This is a genomic window from Photobacterium proteolyticum (assembly GCF_001939735.1).
Classification (GTDB): domain Bacteria; phylum Pseudomonadota; class Gammaproteobacteria; order Enterobacterales; family Vibrionaceae; genus Photobacterium; species Photobacterium proteolyticum.
On the sequence record NZ_MJIL01000060.1, the window covers coordinates 62,960 to 75,708 of the forward strand.

General features: G+C 46.9%; 8 protein-coding genes and 1 pseudogene. 3 read left to right on the forward strand and 6 right to left on the reverse strand.

From position 1 onward, the window contains the following. Window positions 1-4: 4 nt before the first annotated feature. Window positions 5-3,109 carry an efflux RND transporter permease subunit gene (locus tag BIT28_RS09600; protein ID WP_075763349.1) on the reverse strand — a complete coding sequence of 1,035 codons (3,105 nt, stop codon included), beginning with the start codon at window positions 3,107-3,109 and terminating at the stop codon, window positions 5-7. 3 nt (window positions 3,110-3,112) lie between these two features. Beyond that, on the reverse strand, window positions 3,113-4,114 hold the full coding sequence (locus BIT28_RS09605) for an efflux RND transporter periplasmic adaptor subunit (RefSeq protein ID WP_075763350.1): 1,002 nt from the start codon (window positions 4,112-4,114) through the stop codon (window positions 3,113-3,115). A 158-nt stretch (window positions 4,115-4,272) separates the two neighbouring features. Here BIT28_RS09605 and BIT28_RS09610 point away from each other — a divergent pair, with 158 nt between their 5' ends. After that, window positions 4,273-5,202 carry a LysR family transcriptional regulator gene (locus BIT28_RS09610; RefSeq protein ID WP_075763351.1) on the forward strand — a complete coding sequence of 310 codons (930 nt, stop codon included), beginning with the start codon at window positions 4,273-4,275 and terminating at the stop codon, window positions 5,200-5,202. 1,058 nt (window positions 5,203-6,260) lie between these two features. On the opposite strand, the gene pstB is transcribed toward BIT28_RS09610, so the two are convergent. The 4 genes from pstB to BIT28_RS09630 all read right to left on the reverse strand — a co-directional run bounded on the left by pstB (window position 6,261) and on the right by BIT28_RS09630 (window position 9,739). After that, window positions 6,261-7,010, reverse strand: coding sequence for a phosphate ABC transporter ATP-binding protein PstB (gene pstB / locus BIT28_RS09615; protein ID WP_075763352.1), 750 nt, complete (start codon window positions 7,008-7,010; stop codon window positions 6,261-6,263). Between the two features lie 16 nt (window positions 7,011-7,026). Beyond that, window positions 7,027-7,893, reverse strand: coding sequence for a phosphate ABC transporter permease PstA (gene pstA, locus BIT28_RS09620; RefSeq protein ID WP_075763353.1), 867 nt, complete (start codon window positions 7,891-7,893; stop codon window positions 7,027-7,029). Between the two features lie 5 nt (window positions 7,894-7,898). Next, a complete protein-coding gene (gene pstC / locus BIT28_RS09625; protein ID WP_075763462.1) occupies window positions 7,899-8,810 on the reverse strand; it encodes a phosphate ABC transporter permease subunit PstC in 912 nt (303 codons plus the stop codon). Window positions 8,811-8,920: 110 nt separating this feature from the next. Further along, on the reverse strand, window positions 8,921-9,739 hold the full coding sequence (locus BIT28_RS09630) for a phosphate ABC transporter substrate-binding protein (RefSeq protein WP_075763354.1): 819 nt from the start codon (window positions 9,737-9,739) through the stop codon (window positions 8,921-8,923). Between the two features lie 339 nt (window positions 9,740-10,078). On the opposite strand from BIT28_RS09630, the pseudogene BIT28_RS09635 reads away from it, so the two are divergent. Then, window positions 10,079-11,696 (forward strand): annotated as a pseudogene (locus BIT28_RS09635) (methyl-accepting chemotaxis protein). Between the two features lie 129 nt (window positions 11,697-11,825). Then, window positions 11,826-12,746, forward strand: coding sequence for a LysR family transcriptional regulator (locus BIT28_RS09640; RefSeq protein ID WP_075763355.1), 921 nt, complete (start codon window positions 11,826-11,828; stop codon window positions 12,744-12,746). Window positions 12,747-12,749: the final 3 nt, after the last annotated feature.

Here is a 12,749-nt window from a genome sequence, read left to right on the forward strand (position 1 = left end):
TTACTTAGGCAGTAACTGGTGTCTCCTGAATCTGGCTTGGTTGTTTGGTTTTCGTCGGAATACGGAAAATCAGCGTATAGCTAACTGGCAAGACGATTAGTGTCAGTACCGTAGCAAAGCCGAGACCAAAGATGATCGTGACTGCCATTGCCACAAAGAAAGGGTCAAATAGCAGCGGGATCATACCGAGCATAGTGGTGATCGCCGCCATACCTACCGGTCTTACACGACTTACGGAAGAGTCAAAGACGGCGTCGTATGGGGACTTGCCGGATTTGATCTCGGCGTTAATTTGGTCGACCAGAACAATGCCGTTTTTGATGATCATACCGCTAAGGCTGAGCATACCGAGGATCGCCATGAAGCTGAGTGGCGCATCCAGTAATAGCAGCCCTGAGGCAATACCAATAATCGCAAGCGGCACATTGAACCAGATCACCAGAGGTTGTCTGACCGAGTTGAACAGGACAACGGTGATCAGGAACATAGCCAGATAGCCTAGTGGCAGTGAACTGAAGATACTTGCCTGCGCATCGCGCGAGGTTTCGTACTCGCCACCCCACTCAAACGAATACCCATCAGGAAGCTCAATGGCCTCGACTTTGTCGCGTATCTTGCGGTGGACTGAATCAGCTGTTTCACCACTGCCAAGTACAGGATCAGCAAAAACAGTAAGCATACGTTTTCGGTCTCGGCGCATGATGATAGGGTTTTCCCATTCGGTGTCGAAAGAAGAAACCAGCTGCGTGACAGGAACAAATGTACTGTTTTCGCCACTCCAGACCTGCAGTTTAAGCAAGCTGTTAGCATCAAGACGCTCTTGCTCCGGCGCTCGTGCCATGATCGGCATCAGGTGCGACTGTTCTCGGTAGGTACCGATAGATTTGCCGCTGAAGTTGATCAACAAGGCGGTATCCAGGTCCTGCTTGCTGATACCGACCTCGCGAGACTGGGCCAGGTTCAACTGAGGGCGAACAACCGTCACTTGGTTACGCCAGCTATGGCGGATATTCTCTGCAGTTGGCTCGGTAAGAAAGATTTGCTCAGCCTGATGGGCAAGCTGTCGCAGTATCTGAGGGTCTTCACCATAGAAACGCGCTTCAATTTTAGCCGCCGGTGACGGACCGTTTTCCAGCAGTTTCACCCTGAACTCGGCTTCTGGGTAGCTTTCACGCAGGTGAGCGGTCAGCTGAGGCATATTTGCACTCTGTGTTTCCAGGCTATCCATTTCAATAATGAGCTGGGCGTAGGCATCGTAGCCTTTCTCCGGAACATAAGGCAAAACAAAACGCTGGGCACCCTGGCCGATAACCGATGTAAGGTTGACCAGTCCAACCTTGTTTTCTTTCTCGTAGCCCAGAATTTCTTGTTCAACAGTTGAAACAAACTTTTCTGTGCCTCGAATATCTGTGCCTTCCGGCAGCCAGATATCAACAAAGAAGATCGGTGTGTTTGATGGCGGGAAGAATACATTCTTCACATGACCCATACCGATAACCGCCGCAACCAGCATCGCCACAACAAGTGCCAGCGTAATGACACGGAATCGCATTGCCGCCGTTAGCAGGCCACGGTAGAGGTTAAAGAACCAACCGCGATACAGCTCTTGTGGTTCATCACTGGTTTCACCGTCCTTAAACAGAAGGTGACAGAAAAAGGGAGTGATGGTGATAGCCGTGATCCAGCTGATAAACAGGGAGATCAGCAATACCTGAAACAGTGAAGCACAGAATTCACCCGTCGCATCCTGAGACAAGCCAATAGGGGCAAAGGCAATAATGGCGATGATCGTCGCCCCGAGTAACGGCCACTGGGTTTGCTTGACTACTTGACCTGCAGCCTCGAAGCGTGTCTGTCCTCGCTGGATACCAATCAGGATCCCTTCGGTCACGACAATCGCATTATCGACCAGCATGCCGAGAGCGATAATCAACGCACCCAGCGAGATGATTTGCAGCTGTATACCGAGAACGTTCATCATGATGAAGGTACCCAGAATAGTCAGCAGTAATACCACACCCATTAGCAGGCCTGAGCGCAAGCCCATAAAGACCAGTAATACAACGATAACGATAGCAACTGACTCGGCCAGGTTAATCAAAAAGCCGGTAACAGAGAACTCAACTACTGCACCCTGGTCGTAGACGGTATCGAGCACCATACCCAGCGGAAGTTGTGATTCAAGCTCGGTGATCTTGGCCGATACGGCTTTCGATACATCGACAACGTTGACACCAGTAGTAAACGAAACGCCCAATGAAAGCGCATCCTGCCCCATGTTGTGATAAAGCAGGGTAGGGGTTTCGGTTGTTGTTTTGTATACCGTGGCAATATCACCCAGGTAAACCAGATCGGCACTCCCTGGCGGGCTGACCAGCAGACGGTTCATTTCACTGACATCATCGAACTCACCGGTCGGGTGGATACGAATGCGTCCGTCACCAATACGGATTTTACCGGCATTGGAAACTACGTTCTGGTTTTGGATCTGGCTGTAGATGTAGTTCTGGTCAAGGCCAAGTGCAGAAAGTTTCTGCTGGCTGATCTCGACAACGATTTGCTCCTCTGGCGCACCGACAACGGAAACTTTTTTTACACCGTCAATCAGTACCAGTTCTCGACGCAGATAGTTGGCGTAGTTCTCCAGTTCCCTGTAGCTGTACCCTTCACCACGAATATTCATCAAGATGCCAAAAACATCTGAGAAATCATCAATGATCTGTGGTTGCAGAGTCCCCGGAGGTAGATCGGCAACAGCATCGTTTACTTTTCGACGTAGTTCATCCCACACTTGAGGCAGAGCACTGGCGTCGTATTCATCTTTCATCTCGACTTCGATCTGTGAAAGACCAGCATTGTTGATTGAGGTGATATGTTTGATTTGTGGCATTTGCTGGATAGCATCTTCCAGCGGTAGCGTGACTTCTTCTTCGACTTGCTCTGGCGAGGCTCCCGGGTAAGGAGTGATCACCAGCGCATTTTTGATGGTGAACTCCGGAAACTCCAGCTGACCGAGGCCGGTAAAGGAAACGGCTCCGCCAATTAACATCAGCAGAACGAACATCCAGCTTATGACTTTGTTTCTAATACTGTAGTGTGCAACATTCATCAATTAAACGCCTCGTTCCCAGCGAAGAGGTTTAACTTCCATGTTGGATTTCACAGCAGCAGCACCAACGGCAACCACCTGGTCACCTAACTTCAGACCAGACAGGATTTCAATTCCGTTTGCTTGTACTTGTCCGAGAGTAACCTCGACAGGTTCAAGTGTTTTGTTTCCAGACTGGTAGCGCCATACATTGGTTTCACCAGTATCGTCGCTGCGAACGATCGCAGTTAACGGAAGTACGGTGATGACCTGTCCGGAAGTGTTTATCGATGACATATCAAGCAGTAGCTCGGCGCTCATTCCTGGCAAAATGTTCAGGTTCTCTGGTGGTGTCAGACTAAATACGACCTCGTAGGTCTGGCTGCCCGGGCTAACCGTGCTGGCGTGCTCTTTGTATTGCACTGGGTAGGTTCCTTGCTGGCCAGACGATGTTAGGGTAGGCGTAAAGCCTTTTTCCAGTGCCAGAGTCTTAGGAGCATGGAAACGGACAGTTGGCTGGAATGCATCGTCGAATGAAACATCTTTAAGCGTCAGCAACAGTGACTCAGGAACCTGGATCTTTACATCTATCTGTTTATTTCCCTGTAGCGTCAACACAATTTGGGTCGCCTGGATCATTTGGTGGTTGTCCAGATTAACCTTGGCAACGGTACCGGAAAATGGTGCTTCCAATCGTGTATAGGCTAGCTGGTCACGAGCAGAATATAGCGAGGCCTTGGCAGACTTCAACGTGGCCTTGGCGGTGTCAAATTCTGCCTTTGAAATCAGCTTGCGCTTATAGAGTTCTGCTTTTCGTTTGAAATCAACAGCGGCCAGGTCAGCTTGTTGGCTGGCTGCGATTTTAGCGGGGAAGACACGTATCTGTTGAGAAGTACTGTCGTTAACTGTCATGAGCTTGACGGGGCGGACAACGGCTGATTGCTGGATTGCGCTTTCAGCTTCATCACATCCAGTTAGTACGACTGACATCATAACGGCAAGCAGGCTAAGTAATGCCGGTTTCATGGTGGTATTTCCTATTGTTATAACTTGCGGAAAACTATAACCTTTGAATGGGTTGCGAAAAACCAAACATTTTGGAAAGAGTAGTTCTGTTTTTTGCAACAAATAACAGCGGTAATTGGGTTTACAATAACTGCAGACTGTGAACAAACAGGTGAGAAATGAAGACCGAAGATATTAAGCTATTTCATCAAATTGTTGATGCAGGAAGCCTGATCCGTGCCGCTGAAATCTTTGACTTGCCGAAGTCAAACCTCTGCCGGCGAGTGAAGGCGCTGGAAGAGGAACTGCAGGTTCAACTCTTTCACCGTCACAACCGCTCAATGCAGTTAACCGAAGCCGGTGAAACCTTTTATGAACGCACCAAAGCCCTCATTAGCGATTTTGAGCTGTGTATTCAGGAGGTCACAGCACCAACGTACGAACTTTCTGGGCATTTGCGAGTTCAGGTTCTGCCGTTGCCTGGGGTTATTGATATAGGGCGAGCAATATTTAAGTTTATGGATTTATATCCGAAGGTAACGGTCGAAATTATTACCAGTTCGATAGAAACGGATCTAATTGAAAATCATATTGATGTTGCCTTACGTATTGGTGATAAGCTGGAAGACTCGTCCTTGATTGCTCGTCCATTCTTGTCAGCTTCCTTTGGTTATTATGCAACGCCAAACTATATCGCTACTAAAGGTATGCCCAAGTCACCTGAAGATATGGTGAATCATGACTTCATCCGGTTCCGTTACCCTAACGGTTATCTATATAACAAGATGCCCCTCGGTAAAGATAAAGAGATTGAAGTTTCCGGTAAACTGATTATGAATAGTGTGCCACTGGTAGTCGAAGCATGCTTGCAAGATCGCGGTATAATTCTGTTACCCGAACCACTGGCAGATTTTTATATTGAGAGAGGAATGCTTGTGCGGCTATTTGAAGATATCGAGCCATCCATGAGCTTTGGTTGGCTGGTTTATCCCTCGCGAAAATACCTGTCGCTCACGGTACGTACGTTTATTGATTATATGCTGACAGAAGCCGAGCATATGGGAGTTTGTCAAAATATTGAAGGGGATGTTAGGGGGATGTCGATTTGAGTACTTAAACTGGTGAGCCTTTCCTTGGCAGGTACCGACTGTTAATAGCAAGCTATTACATGGGGGAAGTGTCAGTGTCTTTAAAATTATCACATGAAAGTTCGTCATGTTGGTTGATTAGACTTTGTGTTTTATATTTTTTTAAAAACTTTTCTCTAGTGTTTTTTAATATGTTTCTAGAATTTGACTTAATATTCCGTTTAATTAATACTGAGTCTTTGTTCATATTTTAAATATTTTACCGAAGTCTTTGCATCTAAATATCGAACTATAAAATAATCGTTGCCAAAAAGTACGTTTGACTCTTTCTTTATGGATACAACTGCAATTTGTCATCTTGTAAACTGTTGTTCTGTAAATCAGGTGCAGAATGATACATAAAGATCCCTTGATGCTCAACAGGTTTAATATTCCAAAAATGACAAGTTAATATGATGATTTAATTAAGTAACATTGATATGGCTGAGCAAACGGAAATGAAATATAAAATAGTGTTCACATGTGCGAGTGATGTGAGTTGGGGGATTGTTTCAGTTTGATGATAAATAGGCACCCAAGCCCATGCAAATAAAATATCTATAATAAAGCAAGCAATCGTTTACTATTTTATTGTTCTATATTATATACCCAAGCTACCTCAAGATGCAGTATTCAGAGTGAGACCAGCGTGTTCAGTTCAAGGAAAATAACGGTAGGAATGGTTGCCCCTTTCAACGCTATTTGACACAGAAATGGACTCGCTGGCTCACTCCCAAAGGGCGAGTTCCAGTTCTTTTAAGTAGATAGGGGCTTCTATGCGTTGTTACCGATTATTAATTTAGAGCCACTAGATTTTCTAATCGGCGCCTAGCCTAGTAGCCAAGTAATTCTCGCTGAAACGAGCATCTTGAGGTAGCTTGGGTATAGGTTGAAAATATTAACCGGAATGACTCTGTTCAGTTTTTGTGAATTTATTCAAAAAAAAAGCCCCCTTACAAGAAGGGGGCAACAAGTACCATCGCTTTTATTATTCGCTTACATAGCCTGCGAGCTGAGGAAGTGTTGTTGTGTTGGCTCGCTTAGCCGAAGTCACCGTTAACGTAGCCACGGGTGCGATCATCTCGCGGGCTGTTAAACAGTGCATTGGTTTCATCATGCTCTACCAGCTCTCCCATCAGGAAGAAGGCTGTTCGGTCAGAGATACGTCTTGCCTGCTGCATTGAGTGAGTAACAATGACAATGGTGAAGTTTTTTTTCAGTGACTCCATCAGGTCTTCGATTTTCTTGGTTGCAATTGGATCCAGTGCCGAGGTCGGCTCATCCATCAGGATTACTTCTGGCTCCATGGCAATTGTGCGGGCAATACACAGACGTTGCTGCTGTCCACCAGAGAGGCCAAAAGCGTGTGACTTCAGGCGGTCTTTGACTTCATCCCACAGTGCCGCACCACGTAGTGATTTTTCGACGACTTCATCAAGGCGCTTCTTGTCAGTGATTCCCTGTGCACGCAGGCCGTAGGCAACGTTTTCATAAATGCTCATCGGGAACGGGTTCGGCTTCTGAAATACCATCCCCACCTTGATACGCAGTTGTGCAACATCAATGTTGCCGTAAACATCTTCGTTATCCATGGTCAGCTGACCATGGATCTTGACGCCTTCAATAAGGTCATTCATACGGTTCAGGCAGCGAAGCAGGGTAGACTTACCGCAACCTGACGGACCTATTAGCGCCGTTACCTGACGGTTTGGGATTGGCAGGCAGATTTTTTTCAGCGCCTGGTTTTCGCCGTAGTAAAGATCTAGGTTTTCGATGTTGAATTTATTCATGGTCTCTTCCTCAAAATTAGTAAGTCGCAGTGTTGAATCGGCTAGCAATCAATTTAGTCAGCATGTTAATCACAAGAACAATCACAATCAGGATGGTGGCGGTTGCATACGCCTGGTTCCATTCATGAATGGTGTAGAGTTCCTGCGTTAGCTTGTAAAGGTGAACGGTTAGCGTACGGCCAGAGTCAAGCATGCTCTCTGGGATACGGGCTACCATACCTGCTGTCATGAATACCGGTGCCGATTCACCGATGACACGACCAACGCTGAGGATGATGGAAGTTACGATACCAGGCATCGCGCTTGGCAGAATAAGTCTCCAGATGGTGTAGATCTTGGATGCTCCCAAACCGTACGAGCCTTCGCGGTAGGTTTGTGGAACAGCCATTAATGCTTCTTCCGTGGTACGGATAATAACTGGAAGAATCAAAATACTTAGGGTTAGGGCGCCAGACAGAATCGAGTAACCAAAGCCAAGTACAACCACAAAGAAGGTCATACCAAACAGGCCGTAGATAATCGACGGGATACCGGCCAGTGACTCGGTACAGAAGCGGATCACCTTGACCAGTTTGCTGCCGACCTTGGCATATTCTGTCAGGTAGATGGCTGTCATGATCCCAAGTGGTGCGGCAACGGCAATCGATGCGGCAACCATGTATAGGGTGGAGACAATCATTGGCCAGATACCCGATTCCTGGCCGATTGTGGTGTAGTTACTGGAAATGAAGGTCCAGTCTACGTGTGACAGACCATTACTTAAGATGTACCAGACAACCCACAACAGGAAACCGACGGTGATAGACGCGGAGAGCCAGATAACACCCAGTGCGATTTTGTCTTTAAACTGCTGCTTGGCAGCATTGGTTGATTGTAATGACATAGTGATTACCTCGCACGCTCACGGTTTAGATAAAGAAGCGCGGCATTAAGCATCATGATGAAGACCAGCAAGACAATACCTGTAGCGTATAGTGCACTTGCGTGAATACCGGTTGCGTAAGACATTTCGATGGCGATGTTGGCTGTCAATGTACGCGCTGAGTCAAGTAACCCTTCTGGCATAGCTGGCGAGTTACCCATAACCATGATAATGGCCATGGTTTCGCCGAGTGCACGGGCAACCCCCAGAATGACACCGGTCATGATGCCTGAACGAGCGGCAGGCACGAGGAGTTTGAAAATAGTAAACATATGAGATGCCCCCAGTGCCAAAGAGCCTTCTTTGTATGTACGGGGTACAGCTCGAATCGAGGTTTCGGATACTGTAATAACGGTTGGCAGAATCATGACGGCCAGAACAATGATACCGGCCAGTACTGTGTTACCTGCAGGCACCTGGAAGATATCCTGAATGAGCGGCACGATGATAACCAGACCAAAGAAACCGTATACCACCGAAGGGATACCAGCCAGGAGTTCAATCATCGGGCGGATTATGTCTGCCAGGCGCTTAGGTGCAACCTCGGCAATGAAAATAGCGGTAAGAACACCAATTGGAACACCTAGCACGACCGCACCCGCAGTCGATACGATAGAGGCGACGATCATCGGTGCGATACCGTAAAGAGCCGGTGGCAGCCAGTCGGTACCTAACACGATTCCTGTAATGCCTGAGTGCTCAAATGCGGCGTAACCTTCACGGAAGATAAAGTAGCCAATAGTAATGAGAGATAAAATACCTAGTGCGGCACTGCCCAAAAACAAGTACTTAAAGAATATTTCGCGCCAATCGATTTTGTCTTTGGCTTTTAGCGAAGATCCTTTAGTTGGATTTTCTATATTATTTGCGATGGTCATCATGTTTACTCCAGATATTGATTAAGCAAAGGGCTTATTCAAATACCGAGGAATCAATAAAGACCGGCCACCGTCACGAAGACGCTGACCGGGAAAGTTGTGTTCAGTTGTTACTTAACAGAGATGAAACCTTTATCAGCAACGATTTTCTGAGCATCGGCGCTTTTGACCCAAGTCAGGAAGTCCAGTGCTGCTTTAGATGGACGGCCATCTTTATAAACAACCAGGAATGGACGCTGTACGCCGTATTCACCTGATTTGATTGCTTCAACAGAAGGCTTGTGGTGGTCGATAGCCAGTGGCTTAACCGAGCCGTCAACTGAACCAAGAGAGATGTAACCGATAGCAAACGGGTTGTTAGCTACGATTGTTTTTAGCTGGCCGTTGCCGCTGGCAACCTGCGCACGCTGAGAAATAGCTGAAACTTTGATACCGTTAATTTTCTTCTTCAGTTTCATGATGTCTTCAAAAGCACCACGAGTGCCTGAGGCTGTGTCACGAGTAGCAACGACGATTGGCTTATTTTCGCCGCCAACCTGGTTCCAGTTAGTGATCTCACCTTTGTAGATTTTAGAGACTTCTTCTTTTGACAGGTCAGAGACTGGGTTGTTGTTATGAACGACAACAGCAATGCCGTCACGGGCAATAACCACTTCTTTGATATTGTCTGCTTTTTCAGAAGACTTAAGGTTGCGAGAACTCATGCCTAGGTCAGAAGAACCATCGTGTGCTGCTCGAACACCGGCAGAAGAGCCTGGGCCCTGAACCTCGATGGTGACATCATTGGATTTTGCATAGGTTTCACCAAGTACTTCCATGATTGGTGATACGGAGCTTGAGCCTACAACAGAAACAGTCTCATTTGCTACCGCAGTGTTGACTACCATTGAACCTGCTAGGGCTAGTGCACCAATAACCTGTGTTTTCATTTTCCTAATCCTTAAAAAGCTTGGCCTTATTGCCAATAGGTTTGAATGAACGAAGCAAAGATTAGGAGAGTAATATGACAATCATGTTTCAAAAGTTTGAACACTCTATGACGGTAGTCATAAATGCTTAAGTAGATATCTAAGAAATAACGAGAGGTTTTTGTTTACCACGCTTCCATACGATTATTTAATGGAAACATCAAATTGCGTGCGCATGGTTGCATTGGTTTTATTGTTTTTTGTGACGTGGCTCTATCTTTTTGAGGGTTTTAGGGTGATAATGCCGCCATTATTTTGTGCACGGATGCATATCTCAATCTTTATGTCTTTGAGGCTGTAATGCAATTTTCATTAAAAAATATATCAATTAGATATCAGGTATTGTTGCCTGTAATGTTAATGGTAGTTGTTCTGTTGGTGTCTTTGCTAACAACAAAAACTAAGTTAGAAACTGAACAGCAAATAATCTCAACCAACACTGAAAATCTTGTTGATTATAAAGATACGATTGCCAGCATTGATGATCGTATTTACCCATTGCGTATTAGTGCGGTGTATTCCATTTATGATGCCAAACGCCGTAGTTCGTTTCTTGACGAGTTAAAAACAACATCTAGGGATGTTACTAGTGACTTGCAGTTGCTAGAACTGGTACCTGAGTTTAAAGCTGAGTCTCAAACTGTTCGCAGTGCTATCAATGACTACATTAATTACTCAACACGCGCCGTTGATGTGCTTACCCGCCACGATCGCGGTGAAGTGAGTGAATCAGAATTTGAGGCATTCATTGCACAATATCGTCAGGTAGGTAATACGATGGTCGGTTCGATCAATCAGCTATCAGAAAGCGTGAATAGGTTTTCGTCGAAGAGTATGGCGCAGAGTGCCGAGAACAATAAAGTGTTGATGTCGACGGCTTCAATGGCAATTCTATTTGTTTTCGTCGTCGTTTTTGCTGTTGCATGGTGGTTGTCGGGGCTGATTGTAAACCCGATTGTGAAGCTGCAGGCCGTTATGCGCGAAGTTGCGAGCGGTAACTTGCGTGTCCATGCCGAGCAGGACGGTGACAATGAGGTTGCACGACTCAGTGCCGACGTAAATACAACGGTAGAGCAGCTCCATAAAACCGTTGATGCCCTTGTACGCATTAGTGAGGATGTGGCGTCAGCCTCGACTGAACTTGCTGCCGTGATGACCCAGTCTGAAGCGAATGCGCAGTCTGAACTGAATGAAATTGACCAGGTTGCCTCAGCCGTTAATGAGCTATCGAGCACTGCAGAAAACGTAAGCGACAATGCCACGGCGGCAGACTCAACAGCCAAGCAGACCGATGAGCTGGCTCGTGAAGGGCTGGAGATCTTTGAGCAGAGCAATGCGGCCAGTGAACAGATGAACCAAACTTTGTCTGATGCCGCTGGTGTTGTTACACGCCTGCAGGAGCAGTCAGAGCAGATCAGCAAAGTGATCGAAGTGATCCGCGGTATCTCCGAACAGACAAACTTGCTGGCGTTGAATGCTGCCATTGAAGCTGCTCGTGCTGGTGAATCAGGTCGTGGTTTTGCGGTAGTTGCTGATGAGGTACGTATGCTTGCGGCTCGTACCCAAGATTCAACTCAGGAAATTCAGGCCATTATCGAAGAGCTGCAGTCACAGTCTAACAATGCCAATGACAGTATGCAGATGAGCCTTGAGATGCTTGAGCGTAATCAGGAACTGACGAGTCGAGCTAACCAGGCTTTGATGGGAATTACGGAATCAGTCGTACAGATCAGTGATATGAATACCCAGGTAGCGACAGCTGCCGAGCAGCAGTCCCAGGTGACGCAAGACATTAACCGTAATGTCACCAATATGTCTGAAATCATTAATCAGAATGTCGCCGGAATTTTCTGCAAGTAACGAGCTGTCCCAGCTTGCCGAGAAGCAAAAGCAGCAGCTTTCTTTCTTTAAGATGTAAGCTGGAATACAATACTTAAATGTACCACGTGATATGTGGTACACATCTTATCTAAAGGCCTGTCACTGACAGGTCTTTTGTTTTTGTGCGTGGCGGGTTGTTGCGCGAATCGAGTTCTTGAAGGTTTACATGCTAAAAAAAGCCCAGCAGATGGTTGTATTCAATGCCCTGACAAAACAGCAAAGTTTTACCCGTGCCGCGCAGATACTCGATATATCCAGAACACAGGTCAGCAAGTTGGTGCAGCAGCTTGAACAGCGGCTGGGGGTACAACTGGTTCAGCGAACAACACGCTCTTTTGCATTGACAGAAGCTGGCCGGCAGTTTGCTACTCACTGTGCCAATATTGTTGACGAGATCAATGAGGCAGAAAGTGGGTTGGTACAAGATACTGATACCCTGCATGGCGCACTTCGTGTCGGTATTGCACAGTCCTTTGCCCTTAACCATATTGGTCCCTACATTTCCGAGTTTCACGAGCAGTATCCCCTGCTAGATCTGGAAATGAGCCTGTTTGATCATCGGGTCGATCTGATTTCGGAACAACTGGATCTGTGGATAGGGATCATGTCATCACCGCCGGAAGGCTTTGTCGCGAGACATCTTACAGACTGCAAGTTTGTCCTGGCTGCCAGCCCGGACTACCTGGCCAAGCATGGCGTACCTTACCATCCGGAGGATCTGAAACAGCACAACTGTATTACCTACTTCAGTCGAGAACGTAAAGATACGACGTGGCGGTTCTGCAATGAACAGGATGATTTGCAGGTGAAGGTCAAAGGTAACTATCGTGTCGACTCGGCCGATGCCATCCGGGATGCAACCTTGGCTGGGCACGGCATTGGTTATCTGGCGACTTATCTGCTAAAGAATGAACTCAGGGAAGGGCGGCTGATCCGCTTGATGCCAGATTGGCAGCTCAATCAGCAGATGCCCTTGTATGCTGTTTACCCGCGCCACAAGTATTTACCGGCCAAGGTAAAGGTGTTCATAGACTTTGTCCGGGCCCGTATCGGCGAGCCCGCCGTTTGGGATCGCGGTCTGTTCTGAGTT